The organism is Pareuzebyella sediminis (assembly GCF_008367235.1).
Classification (GTDB): domain Bacteria; phylum Bacteroidota; class Bacteroidia; order Flavobacteriales; family Flavobacteriaceae; genus Pareuzebyella; species Pareuzebyella sediminis.
The window spans coordinates 647,188-669,765 of sequence record NZ_VTZS01000003.1; the positions used below are offsets into that span (position 1 = coordinate 647,188).

19 protein-coding genes are annotated in these 22,578 nt (G+C 41.2%); 14 read left to right on the forward strand and 5 right to left on the reverse strand.

Features of this window, described 5'->3' with window-relative positions; genetic code table 11:
* Positions 1 to 10 precede the first annotated feature (10 nt).
* From F2B13_RS13310 to recA, 3 genes are all read right to left on the reverse strand, one after another.
* Positions 11 to 580 (reverse strand): RNA polymerase sigma factor, encoded by a 570-nt coding sequence (locus F2B13_RS13310; RefSeq protein WP_149304415.1) that lies wholly within the window; start codon positions 578 to 580, stop codon positions 11 to 13.
* A gap of 163 nt (positions 581 to 743) precedes the next feature.
* Positions 744 to 1,172, reverse strand: coding sequence for a hypothetical protein (locus tag F2B13_RS13315; RefSeq protein WP_149273877.1), 429 nt, complete (start codon positions 1,170 to 1,172; stop codon positions 744 to 746).
* 195 nt (positions 1,173 to 1,367) lie between these two features.
* Complete coding sequence (gene recA, locus F2B13_RS13320; RefSeq protein ID WP_149273880.1) at positions 1,368 to 2,375, reverse strand: recombinase RecA; 1,008 nt, start codon at positions 2,373 to 2,375, stop codon at positions 1,368 to 1,370.
* 624 nt (positions 2,376 to 2,999) lie between these two features.
* Here recA and trhO point away from each other — a divergent pair.
* The 7 genes from trhO to F2B13_RS13355 all read left to right on the forward strand — a co-directional run bounded on the left by trhO (position 3,000) and on the right by F2B13_RS13355 (position 10,743).
* Positions 3,000 to 4,031, forward strand: a complete 1,032-nt coding sequence (trhO, locus tag F2B13_RS13325) for an oxygen-dependent tRNA uridine(34) hydroxylase TrhO (RefSeq protein WP_149304416.1) — start codon at positions 3,000 to 3,002, stop codon at positions 4,029 to 4,031.
* 179 nt (positions 4,032 to 4,210) lie between these two features.
* Complete coding sequence (locus F2B13_RS13330) at positions 4,211 to 5,416, forward strand: PSP1 domain-containing protein (RefSeq protein WP_149273884.1); 1,206 nt, start codon at positions 4,211 to 4,213, stop codon at positions 5,414 to 5,416.
* Complete coding sequence (locus F2B13_RS13335; protein ID WP_317131619.1) at positions 5,385 to 5,891, forward strand: gliding motility lipoprotein GldH; 507 nt, start codon at positions 5,385 to 5,387, stop codon at positions 5,889 to 5,891. Before F2B13_RS13330 ends, F2B13_RS13335 begins: the two co-directional genes overlap by 32 nt.
* Positions 5,892 to 5,898: 7 nt before the next feature.
* Positions 5,899 to 8,241, forward strand: a complete 2,343-nt coding sequence (locus tag F2B13_RS13340) for a penicillin-binding protein 1A (protein WP_149273886.1) — start codon at positions 5,899 to 5,901, stop codon at positions 8,239 to 8,241.
* A 133-nt stretch (positions 8,242 to 8,374) separates the two neighbouring features.
* Positions 8,375 to 9,076 carry a CoA transferase subunit A gene (locus tag F2B13_RS13345; protein ID WP_149273888.1) on the forward strand — a complete coding sequence of 234 codons (702 nt, stop codon included), beginning with the start codon at positions 8,375 to 8,377 and terminating at the stop codon, positions 9,074 to 9,076.
* A 61-nt stretch (positions 9,077 to 9,137) separates the two neighbouring features.
* Entirely contained in the window at positions 9,138 to 9,791 is a 654-nt protein-coding gene (locus F2B13_RS13350; RefSeq protein ID WP_149273891.1) for a 3-oxoacid CoA-transferase subunit B, read from the forward strand.
* A 406-nt stretch (positions 9,792 to 10,197) separates the two neighbouring features.
* Positions 10,198 to 10,743, forward strand: a complete 546-nt coding sequence (locus tag F2B13_RS13355) for a GNAT family N-acetyltransferase (RefSeq protein WP_149273893.1) — start codon at positions 10,198 to 10,200, stop codon at positions 10,741 to 10,743.
* Positions 10,744 to 10,745: 2 nt separating this feature from the next.
* On the opposite strand, the gene F2B13_RS13360 is transcribed toward F2B13_RS13355, so the two are convergent.
* Positions 10,746 to 11,906 (reverse strand): methionine aminotransferase, encoded by a 1,161-nt coding sequence (locus tag F2B13_RS13360; protein ID WP_149273895.1) that lies wholly within the window; start codon positions 11,904 to 11,906, stop codon positions 10,746 to 10,748.
* A 178-nt stretch (positions 11,907 to 12,084) separates the two neighbouring features.
* Between F2B13_RS13360 and F2B13_RS13365 the strand changes: the two genes are divergently transcribed.
* From F2B13_RS13365 to F2B13_RS13395, 7 genes are all read left to right on the forward strand, one after another.
* On the forward strand, positions 12,085 to 13,074 hold the full coding sequence (locus F2B13_RS13365) for a ThuA domain-containing protein (RefSeq protein ID WP_149273897.1): 990 nt from the start codon (positions 12,085 to 12,087) through the stop codon (positions 13,072 to 13,074).
* Positions 13,075 to 13,076: 2 nt separating this feature from the next.
* Positions 13,077 to 13,466, forward strand: coding sequence for a DUF2721 domain-containing protein (locus tag F2B13_RS13370; protein ID WP_149273899.1), 390 nt, complete (start codon positions 13,077 to 13,079; stop codon positions 13,464 to 13,466).
* Positions 13,467 to 14,258: 792 nt separating this feature from the next.
* On the forward strand, positions 14,259 to 14,927 hold the full coding sequence (locus tag F2B13_RS13375; RefSeq protein ID WP_149273901.1) for a succinate dehydrogenase cytochrome b subunit: 669 nt from the start codon (positions 14,259 to 14,261) through the stop codon (positions 14,925 to 14,927).
* 2 nt (positions 14,928 to 14,929) lie between these two features.
* On the forward strand, positions 14,930 to 16,933 hold the full coding sequence (locus tag F2B13_RS13380; protein ID WP_149304417.1) for a fumarate reductase/succinate dehydrogenase flavoprotein subunit: 2,004 nt from the start codon (positions 14,930 to 14,932) through the stop codon (positions 16,931 to 16,933).
* 62 nt (positions 16,934 to 16,995) lie between these two features.
* Positions 16,996 to 17,742, forward strand: coding sequence for a succinate dehydrogenase/fumarate reductase iron-sulfur subunit (locus F2B13_RS13385; RefSeq protein ID WP_149273905.1), 747 nt, complete (start codon positions 16,996 to 16,998; stop codon positions 17,740 to 17,742).
* Positions 17,743 to 17,854: 112 nt separating this feature from the next.
* Positions 17,855 to 18,340, forward strand: coding sequence for a very short patch repair endonuclease (locus F2B13_RS13390; RefSeq protein WP_149304418.1), 486 nt, complete (start codon positions 17,855 to 17,857; stop codon positions 18,338 to 18,340).
* Positions 18,341 to 18,469: 129 nt separating this feature from the next.
* Positions 18,470 to 19,015, forward strand: coding sequence for a type 1 glutamine amidotransferase domain-containing protein (locus F2B13_RS13395; protein WP_149273909.1), 546 nt, complete (start codon positions 18,470 to 18,472; stop codon positions 19,013 to 19,015).
* A 388-nt stretch (positions 19,016 to 19,403) separates the two neighbouring features.
* Here the strand turns inward: F2B13_RS13395 and F2B13_RS13400 are convergent, their stop codons facing one another.
* A complete protein-coding gene (locus tag F2B13_RS13400) occupies positions 19,404 to 22,268 on the reverse strand; it encodes a beta propeller repeat protein (protein ID WP_232622893.1) in 2,865 nt (954 codons plus the stop codon).
* Positions 22,269 to 22,578: the final 310 nt, after the last annotated feature.

Below are 22,578 nucleotides of genomic sequence, written 5' to 3' on the forward strand. Positions count from 1 at the left end.
CTTTTTAAGACTACGTACAGACTTCGAAAATGAAGAAAATAAGTAGTCCAATAATGGCCTTGTTCTTAGTGGTTTCGATTTTTTCTTTTAAAATGGTTCGAGCCCGTGCCAGATTTGATTTTGATGTGCCTACAGAAGTACCGAGTATTTCCCCGATTTCCTTATGCGTATACCCATCGAGCACATACATGGTAAAAGTTAACCGGTATTTATTAGGGAGTTCTTGTATATAGCCCAAAAGTACATCTAAGCTCAAATCGGCATAAATCATGTCTACTTCGGTCTCTTCTTCGGTGTTTTCAGAAACCACGCTCATATACTCCTCTTTACGGTACTTTTGTAACACAGAGTTGACTGTAATACGTTTTATCCACCCCTCAAAGGAACCTTTCGACTTGAATTGCCCTATTTTTTCAAAAATAACCATGAAACTGTCATGAAGGTTATCTTCCGCCTCCGTTTTGTTCCGGGAATATTTAAGGCAAATGCCGAACAAGATTCGGGAATATTTCCTGTATAATTGTTCTTGTGCCTTCCTATTTCCCTTCTTACAGTCACGTATAAGTTCTTCCAGGCTCAAATTTTTTGGTTAGGTTAAAGAGACTTTTTCGAAATATATCATTTTTATTTCATCCTTTTTTATATCATTCATGAACTGATATCTGTCAAAATCTTTGATTCTATAATTGGTGCAGGCAAAAATAGTTAGGTTGCGGTTTTAAAAAGTCTAAAAGAGGTTAATATCAATTATTTACAGGAACTTCTATTTCCAGAAATTCAGGATTTCCTTCAGAATCATCTCCAGTGTAAAAACGGAATAAGTACGGTTTGCTATAAACGACTTCAAATTGAAAAGAATCCTCGACTTCCTGATTGATTTCAGGGCAATCATCTTCATCCAGTAGAATGCCGATGGCTGAAACCGTTCGTATATTCATGCTATCATTTGCGGACCTATGCACATCAAAACCCTCCGACAATGTACATTCGTTGGGTCTTAGTAGATTCACGTTGATTTCATAGACCTGACCGAATTCAAAGGTGTCCGGTACAGAGGCACTTAAGATTTCTAGCGGGACATACTGAAAATTTACCCGGTCATCATCGAGACTACATGATCCAAAGAAAAGAGTTAATACTGCACCGAACAGTATCGAATACATACGTTTCATAACATTTACGTTTTTCTATTAGATGAAAAACCGTTACGAAGGTTGCGTTTATTCACCATGAGTTTGGGGAATAGTACTCCGTCGCCCATTCTGGAAAGACGAGAACATTGATACTTTGTTTCCTAATACAAGAATCCAGACGGCACCTCAATGGTCGCCATCAAAATAGGGCTTTACGAGTATGGAAAGAAGGGGTTACTTGCTTAGGGCGCTTATGGCATCTTTTATTTTTCCCTCCAATTCTTCAAAGAGTTCAGGGTTGTCAAGTAAAAGTGATTTGACCGCATCACGTCCTTGGCCGAGTTTGGTATCTCCGTAGCTGAACCATGAGCCACTTTTTTTGATAATTTCATATTCTACCCCAAGATCAATAATTTCGCCAACTTTTGAGATTCCCTCCCCGTACATAATATCGAATTCCGTCGTACGAAATGGGGGGGCAACTTTGTTCTTCACTACTTTCACCCGGGTTTTATTCCCTTGTACACCACCATCGGTATCTTTTATTTGTGTCGACCTTCTAATATCAAGTCTTACCGACGCGTAAAATTTTAAGGCATTGCCGCCAGTGGTTGTTTCGGGGTTTCCGAACATCACACCAATTTTCTCCCGTAACTGATTGATGAAAATGACGGTACAATGGGTCTTGCTTATAGATGCCGTAAGTTTCCGTAAGGCTTGCGACATCAACCGGGCATGAAGTCCCATTTTAGAATCTCCCATTTCACCCTCGATCTCACTCTTTGGGGTCAACGCAGCCACGGAATCTATAATTACAATATCTATAGCGCCTGAACGAATAAGGTTATCGGTGATTTCCAAAGCTTGTTCTCCATTGTCAGGCTGTGAAATGATAAGGTTGTCGATATCAATACCCAACTTTTGTGCATAAAACCGATCAAAGGCATGCTCGGCATCTATGAAGGCCGCAATACCCCCATTTTTTTGTGCCTCGGCTATGGCATGGAGGGTAAGGGTTGTTTTACCAGAAGACTCAGGACCATAGATTTCAATTACCCTGCCTCTCGGATATCCACCTACGCCCAAAGCGATGTCCAACCCTAAGGAACCTGACGGAATAACCTCGACATCTTGTACGACGTCGTCTCCCATTTTCATTACGGTTCCCTTTCCGTAAGTTTTATCCAACTTGTCTAATGTCAGTTTTAGGGCTTTTAATTTTGCGTCTTTTTCTGAGCTCATATGTTATTCTTCTTTTTTTGGGTTCAATGTAAAAGGGCCGACCGAACATGTCGAAGGTTTTACAGTAGCTAATCCAGATCATGTAAACCCTCAAACTTCTTAGGTACTCCTATGTTTCGGGAAAATTTTACAGGGATGCTAAATTAGCATTTCTTTTTTCATAAAACCAGTTCTAAAGTTCATTTCTCTAAAGAAAGGATGCACGTTGGGTTGGCTGTGTACTTACCATAAAAGGTAAAGTTTTTAGGTAGAATGTCTATAATTCTGATGTCATTAAAGCGGGTGTAAATAAATTATAAGAAAAGACGCAACCCTTTTGTCGTTATAACATCTTGTTTTTAAATATACTTCCGTTGGTTATATGTATATGGCCATCAGATGGAAGCTAACTCAAACACAAATTCCTTTGCACCATGCAAAGGAGCAACGGTGGCCTTTTCCTTCTGTAATTCTGAAAGAATGCTGTGAAAAAGAAGATAGGACTGGCCAGAAAAAGGGTTTCGAATACATCGGAACTCTTTTTTTATTGATTACATGGCCGATATTGATTATTTTTACGCGGTTTTCCGACAAATTCGGGAGGCGACTACAATCAAATTCTTTAAACTTAATCATTAGTATAGCATGCAACTGTACAATACGTTAAGTGCAAAGGAAAGAGCTGACCTTATCAAAGAGGCCGGGCAAGAACGCCTGACAATTTCTTTCTACAAATATGCACATCTAGGGAACCCTGAAATTTTCAGGAACCATCTTTTTATCCATTGGAACGAACTTGAGGTATTGGGGCGTATCTATGTGGCCCATGAAGGCATTAATGCCCAATTATCGGTACCTGCCGAAAATTTTGAGGCTTTCAAAGAACACCTCGACAGCATTACTTTTTTAAAAGGGGTACGTCTGAACATTGCTATTGAACAAGACAATCTTTCCTTCTTGAAATTGAAAGTAAAGGTGCGACATAAAATTGTTGCCGATGGGCTGAATGATGCGACATTCGACGTTACCAATAAAGGTATACATGTAGATGCTGAGCATTTCAACCAGCTTATTGATGATCCCGATACCTTATTAGTAGATATGCGCAATCATTACGAGAGTGAAATCGGACATTTTAAAAATGCAATAACACCTGATGTCGATACTTTTCGAGATTCATTGGATATCATTGAAAAAGACTTGGCCGATCACAAAGAAGATAAGAAGTTGGTCATGTATTGTACGGGAGGGATCCGTTGCGAAAAGGCTAGTGCATATTACAAACATAAAGGGTTTAAACAGGTATATCAGTTGGAAGGAGGAATCATTGAATACACCCGACAAGTTCAAAAAAAGAACCTTGAAAATAAGTTTTTGGGAAAGAATTTTGTGTTCGATCACCGTAGGGGCGAAAGAATCACCAATGATATAATCGCACAGTGCCATCAGTGCGGAGAGCCTTGTGACACCCATGTGAACTGTGCCAACGAAGCTTGCCATTTATTGTTTATTCAATGCGAGGAATGTGCCGACCAAATGAACAATTGTTGTTCGAATGCGTGTAAAGAAGTACATCAATTGCCCTACGAAGAGCAAAAAAAGCTGCGTAAAGGGAAGAAGGCAAGCAACAAGATTTTTAAGAAAGGTAGGTCGGAAGTTTTAAAGTTTAAACAATAGGCTGCAAAGGAAGTGTCATGCACCCAGGCGATAGGTGCCTTAAGGGGTGAAATCCTTTTACTTCACATCGGATTAAAAATTCATTACCTTTACAATTGAATTAAGTATGAACCTTTTTTGGCCTCATACGGTACTTTTGCCATGCAGAAGACGGGTGTTGCCGAATCAAGATATAATATATGGGCTGTAGTAGTTGTTCGACCGGTAAGGACGGACAACCTCGTGGATGCAAGAACAACGGAACTTGTGGTACCGATGGTTGTAATAAATTAACAGTTTTTGACTGGCTTTCGAATATGTCGCTTCCCAATGGGGAAAAGCCATTCGACTGTGTAGAAGTGCGTTTTAAGAATAGTAGAAAAGAGTTTTTTAGAAACGGTAAAGAGCTTTCCCTGTCGATTGGGGATATTGTTGCTACCCAAGCACAATCAGGGCACGATGTTGGTATGGTTACCTTGGTGGGTGAGCTAGTCAAAGTTCAAATGAAACGCAAAAAAGTAGACCCCAAAGACAAAGAGCTTCCCAAGATTTATAGAAAGGCTTCCCAAAATGATATCGACAAATGGCAAAAATGTCGTGGGCGTGAAGAGGAGATTAAAAAGAGAGCGCGTGAAATTGCTATTATACTCCGACTTCAAATGAAGATATCCGATGTCGAATTTCAGGGAGACGGATCTAAGGCCACCTTTTATTATACCGCCGAAGAACGTGTAGATTTCCGACAGCTGATCAAGGATATGGCAAAAGCCTTCGGAATTCGAATTGAGATGCGTCAAATCGGCTACAGACAGGAAGCACAGCGATTGGGGGGAATCGGATCTTGTGGTCGCGAGCTTTGTTGCTCCACTTGGTTGACAGATTTCAGGTCGGTAAGCACTTCGGCCGCACGATATCAACAATTGTCTCTTAATCCACAAAAATTGGCGGGCCAATGTGGCAAACTTAAGTGTTGTCTCAATTATGAACTCGACATGTATTTAGAGGCTTTGAAAGACTTCCCTTCTCAAGATACTAAACTCTATACCGAAAAGGGGCTCGCCTTCTGCCAAAAAACAGACATTTTCAAGGGGCTACTTTGGTTTTCTTATAAAGAAGACCCTTCAAATTGGCATACGCTTACCAAAGAACAGGTACAGCAAATCCTAGAAAAAAATAAAAAGAAGGAAAAAGTTGCAAGCCTAGAGGAATATACCGTAGATAATTTCGTTAGGGAAGAAAAGGTATTTGAGAATGTAGTGGGCCAGGACAGTCTGACCCGATTCGACCGGCCAAAGAGAAAAAGGAACAGAAACCGGAAAAATACTAAAAATAAACAGGGCCATTCGAATAATAAAAGAGGTAATAACAACAGAAGTGGTAAAAATAGGCGGCAAAAAAACGGGTAAGCTTTCGCTTGTGTCGATTTTGATAACACTGGCTTTTTCGTGTAACCAGAACCTCATTAAATCGGACTACCAAGCCACTGAAAATGGGGTTTGGAATAAGGATACCCCTGTCGAGTTTAGCTTTTCAGGAATCGACACTGTTGATCGACATAATGTGTTCATTTCAGTTCGCAATGATAATACCTTTCGGTACAATAATCTCTTTTTAATTGCCGAGCTTGGGTTTCCCAATGGTGAAACGGCGAAGGATACACTGGAGTATCAAATGGCGCTGCCCGATGGAACATGGCTAGGAAAAGGGAATGGTAGTGTTAAAGAAAATAAATTGTGGTATAAAGAAGACATCGTTTTTCCCACTTCTGGCGTATATACATTGAAGCTCACACATGCCATGCGAAAGAATGGTAGTGTAAATGGTATTGAAAATCTTCAGGGGATTACCGATGTGGGTTTTGAAATTGAAAAAAGCAATTAGATAACATATGGCAAAGGCTGCTAAAAAGAAACAAAAAAAGGGTTTCTTTAAATTCATTAAATGGTTCTGGCTTCTGTTCGGCTTGGGTGTGTTAAGTTTTGTCTTCCTCTTTCTATTGGCCTCTTGGGGTATTTTCGGCCCTATGCCCGAGTATGAGTATTTAGAGAATCCACAGACTAATTTGGCTACTGAAATTATTTCATCGGATGGAAAGACCTTAGGCAAGTTTTACCTCGACGATAACCGAACCCCGATCTCCTTCGATAGTATACCCAAAAATTTGGTTAATGCGCTGGTGGCTACGGAGGATAGACGTTATTTTGAACATTCGGGTATAGATGCGAGAGGTACATTAAGAGCGATTGTCTATTTGGGAAAAGACGGTGGAGCGAGTACTATTACGCAACAGCTAGCAAAACTCTTGTTTACCGAAAGGGCTTCGAGAAATCCGATTAGCCGAATTATTCAGAAAGTGAAGGAATGGGTCATTGCAACTCGGCTTGAAACGCAATATACCAAAGAGGAAATCATCGCCATGTATCTCAATCAGTATGACTTTTTGAACAATGCCGATGGCATACGCTCTGCGGCGAAAATATATTTCGGGAAGGAACCACAGCAATTAAAGACCGAAGAATCGGCCGTTCTTGTGGGGATGCTACAAAATTCCTCATATTATAACCCGATTAGAAGGGAAGAATTGGTTACCAACCGCAGAAATACGGTTTTGGAGAAAATGTACAGAAATGACTATATCACCGAAGCCGAAAAAGACTCTTTACAGGCATTGAAAATGGATATCAATTTTAATCCTGAATCCCACAAGGAGGGGCTTGCTACCTATTTTAGAATGTACTTACAGAGGTATATGAACGATTGGATAGCTAAAAATCCAAAACCTGCCATTGAGGGAGCAAGGGATAAGTGGAGTTTGTATTTAGACGGCTTAAAAATCTATACTACCATTGATTCCCGTATGCAGGCCAATGCAGAAGACGCTGTTCGACAACACATGAAAAACTTACAGGCCGAGTTTTTCCATCAGAATACCCCAGATCGAAATCCTACAGCTCCCTTTCTAGACCTTGAAAGGTCTGAAATTGATGCTATTATGGAGCGGGCTATGAAAAGTTCGCCTCGTTGGCGGGAGATGAAAGCCAACGGAAAGTCCGAAAAGGAGATTCGTGCTTCGTTCACAAAAAAGACGGAAATGACCGTTTTTGATTGGAATAGTGATGGCAACGAAAAAGACACTATCATGACCCCGTTAGATTCCATTCGGTATTACAAAACCTTCCTCAGGGCCGCCATGATGTCTATGGAACCGCAAACGGGCCATGTCAAGGCTTGGGTGGGTGGAATTGACTACAGGCATTTTCAATATGATAATGTGTATCAAGGTGCGAGGCAAGTAGGTTCTACCTTTAAACCATTTGTATATGCCGCGGCCATTGATCAGTTAAGGTTGTCTCCCTGCGATAAATTCCCTGATATTCTTTATTGTATTGAAGCCAACAAACACGGTAATCCAGAAAAATGGTGTCCTGGCAATGATGGCGGTCGCTATTCTGGAAGTGAGTTTACTCTAAAGCAAGCATTGGCCAACTCACTTAATACGGTTACGGCCCAATTGATTGATCGGGTCGGGCCTGGATCGGTAGTTTCCATTGTTAAGAACCTAGGATTGGAAAGGGAAATTCCGGAAGTACCATCTATTGCCTTAGGTACACCAGATTTTAACGTTTACGAAATGGTAGGGGCCTATGGAACTTTTGCCAATCAAGGTGTCTATGTAAAGCCGGTTATGGTTACCCGAATCGAAGATAAGAATGGAACGGTGCTTTATGAATACGTCCCTGAAACAAAAGACGTACTGAGTAAAGATGTGGCCTATGCCATGATAGATTTGATGAAAGGCGTGACAGAAGGCGGATCGGGTACCCGGTTGCGTCATAGCTATAAGAAGAATGCCACCGAGTACAAGGAGATTATCACAGGGTATCCCTACAATTTTACCAACCCAATTGCAGGGAAGACTGGTACGACTCAAAATCAAAGTGACGGATGGTTTATGGGTATGGTGCCCAACTTGGTGACAGGAGTATGGGTCGGTGGAGAAGATAGGTCTGAACATTTTAAAACCATTACATATGGTCAAGGTGCCTCAATGGCCTTGCCCATATGGGGTCTTTACATGAAGAAGAACTATGCCAATGAAAAACTAGGTATTTCGGATGGCGATTTTACCGAACCTGATAATATGTCGATTATTGTTGACTGTGATAAAATCACTGAAGAAATTGAAAAAGAAACTGATGTGGAAGACGATCTTGAAGATTTAAACTTCTAGATTATTTGATTCTTGAGAAGACATTTATCCTGAAAAGTGCCCTCGATCTCTTATAAGACCGAGGGCACTTTTCATTGAAAAAGACGTAACTTGTATAACGGCTAAATTCAATATTTACACAAATTGTAACCAGATGATTCGTAAGACTGTTGATAATGTACAAGAGGCGCTCAAGGGCGTTGAAAATGGAATGACCTTTATGTTGGGAGGTTTTGGCCTCTGCGGCATACCGGAAAAAGCTATTGCCGAGCTGGTTCGCTTGAATATTGAAAATATCACCTGTATTTCCAACAATGCTGGAGTAGATGACTTTGGCCTTGGACTATTACTGCAGAAAAAGCAGATAAAAAAAATGATCTCTTCCTATGTTGGAGAGAATGACGAATTTGAGCGACAAATGCTGAGCGGTGAATTGGAGGTAGAGTTGACCCCGCAGGGAACGTTGGCGGAAAAATGTCGCGCAGCACAATCTGGTTTCCCTGCATTTTTTACTCCCGCAGGATACGGCACCGAAGTTGCTTTGGGTAAAGAAACACGCGAATTTAATGGAAAAATGTACGTGCTTGAGGAAGCCTTTAAAGCTGATTTTGCCTTTGTAAAAGCTTGGAAGGGAGATGAGGCGGGAAACCTTATTTTTAAGGGGACAGCACGTAATTTCAATCCTTGTATGTGTGGGGCAGCGGCCATAACGGTGGCCGAAGTTGAAGAATTGATGCCCGCTGGTGCTTTAGACCCGAACCAGATTCATATTCCAGGCATATTTGTACAGCGTATCTTCGAAGGCCGTAATTATGAAAAGCGTATCGAGCAGCGCACAGTTCGTAAGACTGTTTAATGGGTTTTTTTCTACCTCTATGATAGAAATGACTTCATTTTAAACTTTTTAAATTAATAACGTGTTAGACAAGAACGGAATAGCAAAACGTATTGCGAAAGAAGTTAAAGATGGTTACTATGTTAATTTGGGTATTGGTATCCCAACTTTAGTAGCAAACTTTGTTCGCAATGATATCGATGTAGAATTTCAAAGTGAAAATGGGGTTTTGGGAATGGGGCCATTTCCTTTGGAAGGGGAAGAGGATGCCGATATCATCAATGCAGGAAAACAGACAATCACCACTTTACCCGGGGCCTCCTTTTTCGATTCGGCGACCAGCTTTGGTATGATCCGGGGCCAACATGTCGATTTGACCATATTGGGAGCGATGGAGGTAGCTGAAAATGGGGATATCGCCAACTGGAAGATTCCCGGTAAAATGGTTAAAGGTATGGGCGGTGCTATGGATTTGGTAGCCTCCGCCGAGAATATTATTGTAGCCATGATGCATACCAATAGGGCGGGGCACTCTAAATTATTAAAGCGTTGTACCCTACCCTTGACCGGGGTGGGCTGCGTCACGAAAATTGTGACCAACTTGGCCGTTTTAGAGGTAACATCAGAAGGTTTTCTGCTCAAAGAAAGAGCTCCCGGCGTGAGTATCGAAGATATCAAAAAAGCTACTGAGGGTACTATGATCATAACTGGCGATGTACCTGAAATGGTGATATAACCTTTTTGAAGGGAAGGCCCATATATGACACACCTATCTTTCTAGATACGCTTCCTTTTTTCTTATGATTTGTCAAAAGGATTTACGATTTACTTTTTTCACAACATTTTTTGAACACTTCACAACAAGAATTTCAATTTTGTGATCTTACACGTTACTTTTATAATGTTATTGATTGTAAGTCAACCCGAATCGAATAAAACCTATTTCCTATGGAAGCCCAAATGAACCAAACCCAAGAAGAAATTCAAGTGTACAAGAATGATTTTTTTAGCGGAATCGTTATGTTGACACGAAAGTTGTTTATGCTATAGAATTTTTTTAAGAATTTAAAAGAAAGAGCGATTCTCCCCAAAGGTCGCTCTTTTTTTATTTTACTATTTTTGGAAGACGATAAACAAATGAAATGCCGCCAAGACTACAAGAATGTACTCTCGATGATTTATTCTTATTGGCGGAAATTGCAAAAGACACTTTTACGAAAGCCTTCGAGCAAGAGAATAATCCAGATGATTTTAACGCCTATTTAAATACCGCATTTAGCCCAAGTCGACTACGCGCCGAATTGAGTAATATCAATTCTGATTTTTATTTTATCTTGAACGGTTCCGATTTGGTGGGGTATCTGAAACTTAACGAGAATGAGGCCCAAACCGATATTAAATCAAGCGAGGCTATTGAATTGGAACGCCTTTACATACGACATCTTTTTCAAGGTCTACAAATAGGCCATTGGACTTTGAACGAGATAAAAAAAATAGCCCTTCGTAGGCGGAAGAAATTTATATGGTTAGGGGTTTGGGAAAAGAACTTTAGGGCGATTGAATTTTATCGACGGCACGGGTTTTCAAAGTTTGGCGTACATCCATACTATGTTGGAAACGATAAGCAAACAGATTGGCTGATGCGCTTTAATGTTCGCGTTGATGATTGTGCTGATTGTACACATTAAACCTATACGTTGCTTAGAATTTCGATGGCAGCTTCTAGAGTTTCTTTCTTTTTCGCAAAGCAAAAGCGTAATACGCCATCGTTACGCTGCCCTGTATTAAAAGAAGAGATTGGAATACTGGCCAATTTATAATCGATAATCAAGCGTTTGGCCAAATCTTCATCACGCTCATCGGTTAGTTCGGAATAATCTAATAACTGAAAATAAGTGCCTTGGGAAGGGGTAAACCTAAACTTGGTTTGTTGAAGACCGGATAAAAAGAAATCCCTTTTCTTTTGGTAAAAACTATTGAGTTCCAAGTAGTGTCTCTCGTCTTCTAGATATTTGGCCATAGCCCGTTGTACAGGATGATCAACACAGAACACGGCAAACTGGTGGCTCTTTCTGAATTCGTGCATTAAGTCTGATGGAGCTGCACAGTAGCCCATTTTCCATCCGGTTACATGAAAGGTTTTACCAAAGGATGCACATACGAAACTGCGTTCTGCCAAAGCATCGAAGCGTGAAGCACTTTCATGCTCTTCTCCGTCAAAAACAATATGTTCATAGACTTCGTCGCTCACCACAATAATATCGGTCGGCCGTAAGATTTCCTGAAGCTGAAGCATCTCGTCTTTTGAGAAAATACGCCCACTTGGATTATGCGGGGTGTTGATAATCAGCATTCTGGTTTTTGTATTGATTTTACCTTTTAAGTCTTCCCAATCAATTTTATAATCCTTTTTGCTCAACTGCACATATACCGGAATTCCACCATTCAAAACAATGGCAGGTTCATAGCAGTCGTAAGCTGGTTTAATCACGATGACCTCGTCACCGGAATGCACGAACGCGGTGATTGCCGTAAATATCGCTTGAGTCGCTCCTACGGTTATTGTAACCTCCTCATCTGGGTGATAGACCCTGCCATGAAGCTTTTCGATTTTTTTGGCAATGATCTCCCGAAGACCATAGTAGCCCTGCATGGCAGCGTACTGGTTATGGCCTTGGTGCATAGCAAGGGTAACCAATTCCATCAGTTTTTTGTCGGCTTCAAAGTTGGGAAAGCCTTGTGAAAGATCTATAGCCCCATGTTTTCTGGCCAAGTTGCCGACCGTAGTGAAAATGGTCGTTTTTACATCAGGTAGTTTAGAAGGGCCGGTTAGTTTTTTGATAGGAGCCATAGTTGAAGCTGATTAGATATGAAAAATAGAAGTGTTGAAGATACAAAGACGTTTTTAAAACAAGTTATCGTAAATGATAATGCAATGCTGTAAGGCGTATAGTATTGAAGATATTTTATCAAACTTATTGAGCAAAAGGGTTTCAATATCTTATATTTATTGAATTAAAAATTATCCTATGTATTATAACCTGAAGACAGTCATCGTATTTTTTATTTCTACTATGGTATGGATCTCGAACTTTTCGCAAGCTGACATGGAATCATCGGGCTCTAAGATAAATGTGCTCATCATAGATGGTCAGAATAATCATGTTCAATGGCCTAAAATTTCCTATATGCTAAAGAAGGAAATGGAGAAAACGGGGTTATTTAACGTTGACGTGGAGCGTTCGGCCTATACGTGGAACGGAGAAGAGTTTTTAGAAAAGTATAACATCGAGGGGATACCAGAAACGGAAGCTTTGGAAAAGCCGAAGGAAGACCCAAATTATAGTCCTGATTTTAAAGCCTATGATGTAGTCATTTGCAATTTTGGATGGAATGCTGCCCCTTGGCCAGAAAAGACCAAAGAACACTTTGAGAAGTATATGGTCAACGGCGGGGGCCTGGTTGTTTTTCACGCAGCTGACAATTCCTTCCCAAAGTGGGAGGCTTATAATCAGATGATCGGCTTGGGGGGATGGGGAGATCGCACCGAAAAAGACGGTCCGTACGTATATTATAATGAAGCGGGAGAGGAGGTGCGTGATTCTGCCCCGGGTAGTGCCGGCTCGCACGGCCCGCAACATGAGTATCAAATACAGGTAAGAGAAACCGACCACCCTATTACGAAAGGGATGCCGAAAATATGGATGCATACCCAAGACGAGCTTTACGACCGTCTTCGAGGCCCTGCAAAACATATGAAGATATTGGCTACTGCCTATTCTGATTCGGAAAAAAAGGGTACGGGTAGGCACGAACCGGCGTTAATGGTAATAGATTATGGCAAAGGGCGTGTCTTTCACAACATTATGGGGCATGCGGATTATTCGATAGAATGTGTAGGTTTTCTGACCTCCATGCTTCGAGGTATCGAATGGGCCGCGACGGGCAAAGTGACTCAAGAAATCCCAAAAAATTTTCCAACGGCCCAAAAATCGAGCTCTTGGCAATTTGATGAGTAAATATGGAGCTTACGCTAAGTATTCCCGCCCTTCTTTTTCCTGCTATTTCTTTGACGATGCTAGCCTATAATGCCAGGTATCTGGCTATTGCGGCATTGATTCGCCAATTGCACCAAAAGTACTTGGAAACGGGTTCTCCAGCCATAGCATTACAGGTAAAACAGCTGAGAAAGCGACTTTCCATAATCAAAAATATGCAGGCGACCGCTATCTTCAGTTTTTTATTGGCTGTGATTACCATGTCGCTTATATATGTGAAATTATCCTTTTGGGCCAATTTGATATTTGGTGTCAGCTTGTTGGCCTTAATGGTTTCCCTTGTACTCTCACTTATAGAAGTACAACTTTCCACGCAGGCCCTTTCCGTACAATTAAAGGACATGGAGCGCTAAAACGCATTGTAAAGTCATCCATTGGTATTTGGTTGGCATACCATCTTTTATTTTCATGGCGGTCCGACCCATTGGTCGGTAATCGATGGAGCACCTATTGAGATTTCTTTAAAATAATCGACTCTTCTAGGAACAATACCGTCGACCGGTTCAGATTTGATTTTTTTTCATAATTAACCTTCCTTAGTAAACTGAACGGTCTGTTTCTTTTGCAATCTTTGCAGGGAGGTCATAGATTAGCTATAGCACCATTATACATCTATTGAATGCATAGTTTCCTTTATGTCCATGTTATATTAAGCTAATACCTTACATTTAATCAGGTTTGAGTTTTATAAAACGAACTAATGCCTTGGAACATCTCCAGGCACCGATTTATGTGGTGCCCGAAGCGATAGTGTGGTAATACAGGTATTGATGAAACTTATGATGGATTGGGCTAGGACAAGTGTAGGGATTATTTAATACTGCTGCGACCAAGAGTTGTGAGAAAACGGTTTCCAATTTTGATGAGTCAGAATTAGCGTTCGAACATTCGTATTTATTCCTGCTATTCTTCGATATGTACGTACGATTTTATGATTCTTTTAGGCTATTCCTTGAGCCAAGAGTGAGTCTAAAGTATAGGGTTTACAGCTGATTTACTAGTATGGGCAACAAAAGTAAGGGGACTGTTTAGGGATGTAGCTTAAAATCACTCTAAATACGGTATGAACTTTAGACAAAGTTTGTTAAAGCCAAGCCTATGCAGTAATTTTGTAAGCAGTCTTTAAACTAATCTACACTAATATAATGAGCGGATTGATAAAATCTTCGATAGCCCGAAAAGTGGTCATGGCCCTCTCGGGTCTTTTTTTGGTCCTTTTTTTAGCGCAGCATTTTACCATTAATGTTACCTCGGTAATAGCACCTGAGACTTTTAATGAGTGGTCGCATTTTATGGGCTATAATATACTTGTTCAGTATATTTTACAGCCTGTGCTCATTGCGGGAATCATAGTGCATTTTGTGATGGGTATTGTTTTGGAGCTACAAAACAGCAAGGCCAGGTCTATAAAATATAAAAAGTACAGTGGCAGTGCCAATGCCTCATGGATGTCACGGAATATGATTGTTACGGGATTGGTAGTACTTGCGTTTATAGGGCTTCATATGTACGATTTTTGGGTTCATGAAATGGCCTATAAATACATTGAAGCCAATCCAGAAGACCCTACTAGATACTATGAAGAGACGGTTATTAAATTTGAACCTTTCTGGCGAACTATCATATATATCATCGCATTTGTACTTTTGGCATTGCACTTATGGCATGGATTTGCATCTTCTTTTCAATCAATGGGAGTCAATAACAAATATACACCCGCCATTAAGACGTTTACCAAAATATTTTCGATAGTGATTCCCGCAGGCTTCATTTTTATCGCACTTTACCATCATTTTAACCCAATAACACATTAGATATGGGCATATTGGATTCTAAAGTTCCATCGGGGCCGTTGGCCGAAAAATGGACCAAGCATAAAAACGACATTAACCTCGTCAACCCAGCGAATAAACGGAATATTGACATCATTGTTGTCGGTACAGGCCTTGCTGGGGGCTCGGCATCTGCTACCTTGGCTGAATTGGGTTATAACGTAAAAACATTCTGTTACCAAGATTCTCCACGACGGGCCCATTCTATTGCCGCTCAAGGAGGTATCAATGCCGCCAAAAATTATCAGGGTGATGGAGATAGTCCCTATCGCCTTTTTTATGATACCATCAAGGGAGGGGATTACCGTTCACGAGAAGCTAATGTCTACCGCTTGGCTGAGGAATCTGCTAACATTATAGATCAATGTGTCGCCCAAGGCGTTCCTTTCGCCCGTGAATATGGGGGGCTGTTAGATAATCGTTCTTTTGGGGGGGTACTGGTTTCCCGAACTTTCTATGCCAAGGGACAGACTGGGCAACAGTTATTGTTGGGTGCCTATGCAGCGATGAACCGACAAATTAATCGTGGAAAAATACAATCGTTCAATCGTCATGAGATGATGGATCTCGTTTTGGTGGATGGTAAAGCAAGGGGTATTATCGCCCGTAATTTAACGACGGGTGAAATAGAACGTCATTCCGCTCATGCGGTGGTGCTAGCGACGGGGGGCTATGGTAATGTGTTCTTTTTGTCGACCAACGCTATGGGAAGTAACGTAATGGCAGCCTGGCGTGCCCATCGTAGGGGCGCCTTTTTTGCGAATCCATGCTTTACACAGATTCATCCTACCTGTATTCCGGTTTCGGGAGACCATCAGTCTAAATTGACATTGATGTCCGAATCATTGCGAAATGACGGTCGTATATGGGTGCCAAAGCATTTAGACGATGCCAAAGCGATTCGTGAGGGAAAGTTGAAGCCTACCCAGCTTAAAGAAGAAGATCGGGATTATTACTTGGAACGGAGATACCCGGCCTTTGGAAACCTGGTGCCAAGGGATGTGGCCTCAAGAGCGGCAAAAGAGCGTTGTGATGCAGGTTTTGGGGTCAACAAAACGGGAGAAGCGGTGTATTTAGATTTTGCCGCCGCTATTCAACGTTACGGAAAAGAAGAAGCATTAAAACACGGTATAAAGGACGCTTCGGAAAATGAGATTACCAGTCTTGGCAAAAAAGTGATCGAGGCAAAGTACGGTAACCTTTTTCAGATGTACGAAAAAATTGTTGATGAGAATCCTTACGAAACCCCAATGATGATTTACCCTGCGGTACATTACACAATGGGCGGTCTTTGGGTCGACTATAACTTACAGACGACCATCGAAGGTTGTTATTGCGCCGGAGAGGCAAATTTCAGCGATCACGGGGCTAATCGTTTGGGAGCCTCCGCATTGATGCAAGGTTTGGCAGATGGTTATTTTGTTTTGCCCTACACCATAGGGGATTATCTTTCCAAGGATATTCGAACAGGTAAGATTCCGACCGAATTGCCAGAGTTCGACGCCGCTGAAACCGCGGTTAAGGAGCGCTTACAAAAACTAATGTCCGGCAATGGCCAACATTCTGTAGATTATTACCATAAAAAATTGGGTAAAATCATGTGGGATAAATGTGGGATGGCCCGAAACGCGGAAGGATTGAAGGAAGCAATCGAAGATATAGCAGCCCTTAGAGCAGATTTCTGGGAGAACGTTAAAATCCCAGGCAGAGCGGATGCTATGAATGCAGAATTGGAAAAGGCTGGAAGGGTGGCCGATTTCTTGGAATTAGGGGAGCTTTTTGCCAAAGATGCACTTGACAGGAACGAATCCTGTGGAGGGCATTTTAGGGAAGAATATCAAACCCCCGAAGGGGAAGCCCTGCGAGACGATGAAAACTATAAATATGTTGCCGCTTGGGAGTTTAAAGGAGCTCCAAAAGATGCTGTATTGCATAAAGAAGAACTGACTTATGAGAATATTGAACTTAAAACAAGAAGTTATAAATAGTTCAAATAGGTACTCTCAATGGAAATGAATACTGGCAACGGACAAAGAAAAATTAAGTAGCTATGAAATTAACATTAAAAATATGGCGTCAAAAAGATGCTAGTTCCAAAGGAAAAATGGTCGACTATTCCATTAATGGGATTGAGGGTGACATGTCGTTTTTGGAAATGTTGGATGTACTTAACGAAGAACTCATTAATAAAGGAGAGGAACCCGTAGAATTCGATCACGATTGTCGCGAAGGTATTTGCGGAACGTGTTCCCTACAAATCAATGGCGAGCCCCATGGTCCAGATCGACTGGTTACCACATGCCAGCTGCACATGCGTAAGTTTAACGATGGCGATACCATTGTTATCGAACCTTTTCGCGCTACGGCCTTCCCGGTAATTAAGGATTTGGTCGTTGATCGCAGTGCATTTGATCGAATACAACAGGCGGGCGGATTTATTTCTGTAAATACTTCAGGAAATACCGTTGATGCAAATGCGATTCCTATTGAGAAGCATGCAGCCGATGAAGCGATGGACGCGGCTACCTGTATCGGTTGCGGGGCCTGTGTCGCAGCTTGTAAAAATGCAAGTGCCATGCTTTTTACTTCCGCAAAAGTGTCACAATTCGCTCTATTACCTCAAGGTAGGGTTGAGGCTACCGAACGCGTGCAGAACATGGTACGACAAATGGATCTCGAAGGTTTTGGAAATTGCACCAATACGGGCGCCTGTGAAGTAGAATGCCCGAAGGGAATTTCACTAGAGAACATCGCCCGTATGAATCGTGAATATCTTAGCGCAACGGTAGAAGGCTAAGTAAGGCTACCTATATTATAACTAATAATCCCAAAATCATGAAACACGATTTTGGGATTTTTCTTTACATTAGGTTAACAGCTTTTGTAAAGACTTCTTGCTATTTTTAAAAATGTCGAAGAAGTATTCGAAAGAACGTATCAAAGTACCTCGCTTTAACGAAGCCTCGGGGTTTTATACCACCCCTGAACGTTCTAAAATAATGAGCAAGATTCGTGGTAAGAACACCAAACCCGAACTCACCTTTCGCAAGGCCCTTTATGCGGCTGGCTACCGATATCGAATAGACTACAAGAAATTAGTAGGTAAACCCGATATTGCTCTAAATAAATACAAAACGGTCATCTTTATAGACGGGGAGTACTGGCATGGACATAATTGGAAGGAACGCAAGCCCAAGGTCAAGACCAATCGAGAGTTTTGGATCGCCAAAATTGAACGGAATATGCAACGCGATACAGAGGTGAACTCGGCATTGGAGGGTTTAGGTTATACGGTATTTAGATTTTGGGAGTCTGAAATTAAAAGGGAACTCGATCGATGTCTTTCAGAGGTTGTAAGCCATTTGGAAATTGTTAAAAAGGGTGAAGAAACCTAGAGATAGACTGGGTTAAGAAACCTTTAACCTTTAGCTGCTATTGTTTAATAAGGCCTTAACGGAGTTTTCGGGATAATTTGCTTATACTATATATGAAATAAGTTATTAATCATTAAAACAAACACACACATGAAGAAGATAGCAATTTTAGCTACAAATGGATTTGAAGAGAGTGAATTAAAATCACCAAAAGAGGCTATGGAAAAAGAAGGCTTCAAGGTTGATATCGTAAGCCCGGAACTGGGTGAAATAAAAGGTTGGTCCGATGGAAATTGGTCGAACAGCTATAAAGTAGATAGAAAATTAGCTGAAGTAAAAGCTTCAGAATATAATGCACTGATGCTTCCGGGTGGTGTAATCAATCCGGATAAATTGAGAAGAAATGAAGACGCCCTAATTTTTGTACGCGATTTCTTCAAACAAGAAAAGCCCGTGGCGGCAATATGCCATGCACCCCAACTCCTAATTAGTGCCGACGTCGTTAAAGGAAGAAAACTGACATCGTTCAGTTCTATTAAAGACGACCTAATCAATGCGGGAGCCACATGGGTAGATCAAGAAGTTGTGGTTGACCAAGGATTTGTAACTAGTAGAAATCCAAATGACCTACCGGCCTTTAACTCTAAATTGATTGAAGAGATTAAGGAAGGTAAACATGAAGCACAGCACGCATAGAGTACAGATAGCTGACTGATAAATTAATCCCGACATAAAGTCGGGATTTTTTTATATACAACATCGACAAACCAGTAGAGAAAGAAAAAATACTGCTTTTTAACGATAAAAATGACCTCTTATATTTTTCACAACAAAGAGGGCAAGGTTCACAACAAAAATTTAAATGATACTGAAAACAAGCGTAGTTTTACCCTGTTATTAAGTGATAGTTTAGACCCCAAATCGAATTACAACTTAACCAAATGTGAGCGAGGTTTTCCCCAAAAATCCGAGCTTGACCTTCATAAGTTAGACTGAAATTTTCAGAACCAAATTTTACAATTGACCTACTTGTTTACAAAAAAGCCCCTATCAAAGGGGCCTTTTTGTGTTCGTTCATTAAAAGCTATTCAATTTTGAATTCTGCCATTTTACTTGAACCTTGACCTTTTAGCTCGATGGTATAGGTGCCTTTGGGCAAGTACGTTTTTCCATCCTTGGCTTTCTTTAATTTCACCTTGTTCTTTTTAAGAAATGAGGCTTTACCGGCTTTCGAAAAGGCAAGATCATAGGAAATAACATTGAGGCCTTTATCCGCATCAACCTCGGTTGCACTTACTACAATACCCTCAAGGGTTTGAATCTTGGCCGTATAACGCCCCGCTTTTTTACAATAAAAGGTCAGGTCTAGACCTGGGGTATCGGGTTTGGCCCAAGGGCTTTTGGGGTTGCCCCAATCATCAGAATATTTAATATTTCGTACATCAAAAAGATGCAGGTCGAGGTTCAAAATTTCTGGGGTGATTTCTTGAAGAAGGGCAATGTCCGCTCTATAAATACTACGTCCATGGGTAGCGACAAGGAGATGCTTGGCTCTGGGTTGAATAATCAAGTCATGCACCGCAACGCGAGGAAGGCCGTTTTGAAATGCTTCCCAATGGTTGCCTTGATCGAAGGTAACATAAAGGCCATTATCGGTACCGGCGAACAGTAGATTTTCGTTTTCAGTATCCTCTAGAATTGTATTTACAGGGGCGTTGGGTATATTTGCCCCAATATTCTTCCAAGTTCGGCCATAATCGTTACTTTTATAAATATAGGGTGTAAAATCGTCCCAACGATATCCATTCAGCACTGCATATACCCGTTCTTTTTTATGACGAGAGGCTACCACGCGACTTACCCACATATCATTCGGCAAGGCCTCTGAAATTTTAAGCCAGTTCCCACCACCATCTTGGGTGACATGAATGAGTCCATCATCACTTCCGGTATAGAGCAGGCCGAACTTGAAAGGAGATTCTGAAAGGGTTGTTAAGGTACCATAGGAAACATTTCCCTTTTTACCTCCTTGTGTCAAGTCTTCGGAAATGGTTTCCCATTGATCTCCTTGGTTCATAGACCGATGTAATCTATGGCTGCCTATATACACAATATCTTGGTTATGGGGAGATAGTACAATAGGTGTCTGCCAATTAAACCTGAAAGGGAGGTCACCAAGATCATGTTTGGGTTGAATATATTTTCGCTTTTTTTCTTCTTTATTGATACGGTAGTAATTTCCGAACTGATACCCTGTATAGACGATATTGTGATTTCGGCTGTCGATTTGTACCTGCATTCCATCACCTCCCAAAAGCGATTTCCAAGGGTAGTCTCCGGTTTGATGCCAACGGTTGTCTTCTTTGGCATCATGAGGCCCTTCCCAAACCCCATTGTCCTGTAGCCCTCCATACACATGATAGGGACCTTGGTTGTCGACATTGATTGTGTAAAACTGACCTACCGATGGAGAATTGTTTTTGATCCAAGAAGCGCCATCATCATAAGAAATATTAATGCCCCCGTCATTACCATTTATAAGGTGACCCGGTCTTTTGGGATTGACCCATAATGCATGATGGTCGGCATGAACATTGTCACCATCGATTGATACAAAGTTCTGGCCACCATTATCCGAGGCAATAAGAGGCACACCCCCAAGGTAAATTTTATCGGAATTGTTAGGGTCTACCCATATTTTACCAAAGTAATAGCCGTAGCTATAAAAAAAGTCATCAATATACTCGGTGTTTTGCTTATGCCACGACATGCCCCCATCGTCACTACGATAGACTTCTGGGCCTATTACCGGCGTTTCGAAAAGCATCGCATTGGCACTTTTAAGATAATGGGCTACATCAGCCGGTTTTATAGTATGACTGCGTACCATTTGTTTTACGTTTTCGGCCCTGTATTTTTCTTGGAAGCCATTGGTTTTAAGAAAACTGTTTAGTTTTTTATCGTCCAACGCCAAAAACTCTTCTCTCGACATCGATTTGAAGTCATCGGTGTTCAGTTCTCTGGAGAGCCCTTTTCCCTCTTCCGATGCTTCTCGCCTATCTTGATTGTCTAGGAGGGCATATACGGTATTTTCATTGACAACCGCTAGGCCGATTCGACCGACTCCTACCCCAGTAGGAAATCCACTCCCTTCGACAGAGACTTTTGTCCAAGAGTCTCCACCATCGATACTTTTATATATACCGGAGCTACTACCATTGCCTAAAAAGTCCCAAGCTTTACGGTCTTTTTCCCAGGCCGCGGCGTAAACAATTTCAAAATTATTGGGGACGTTGGCCATGTCAATAATACCCGTTTGATCGTTAATGAATAGGGTTTTTCGCCAAGTAGTTCCTCCATCGCTGGATTTGTATACTCCCCGCTCCTTATTATTAGAATATAGGTGCCCGGTAGCCCCGACCAATATCTCGTTCGAATTTTCGGGGTTAAGAAGCATTTGGCCAATATGGTGTGTATCGGTTAACCCCATATGTTGCCATGTTTTACCTTTGTCGTCTGATCTTAAAACTCCTATGCCGGCATAGGAAGAGCGAGATGCATTGCTCTCTCCTGTGCCGACCCAAATGGTTCCAGTCGTCCAATCAACGGCGATATCACCTATATTTTGTGTGGGTGAATTGTCTAATACAGGTGTAAATGAGGTGCCATTGTTATCAGTATACCATAACCCACCAGAGGCATAGCCGACATAAAATTCTATAGGATTATCGGCATTGACATCGATATCGACCACCCTACCGCTCATAATGGAAGGCCCGATGTTTTTTAGACGCATGTGTTTGACCAAAGAGTTGGCTTCCATCTGTTTCAAGTTGCCAAAGGTGCTTTCTATGACTTGTGAAGATGTCGGTTTAAGTTGGGCAATAATCGTGTATGTAGAGAGGAGCGTTGCAAAAAGTACAAATTGGTTCAACATTGAGATACGCATGCCTTTGTATTGGGAGGGGTAGCTAAACCCTGCTGAAAATAATACTATAACTTGTATTTTAGAAAACAAATTCTATTAAAGTTGCGCAATAACTTAAAATTTTGTTAATTCACGGTCAATTAACCAACTTTTAATTTAGGCTCGAAAGGTTTTAGACCTTTCGGGCTTTTTTTTGTTTTAGAGTTCGTTATTTTTGGTAAAATGCAACATGAAGATTACTATATGTCGAAAAATTGGTTTGATTTAAATTTTTCAGCGAAAAATCATCAATGATATACGCTGTTGATTATATGGAATAAAAAAGGATAGC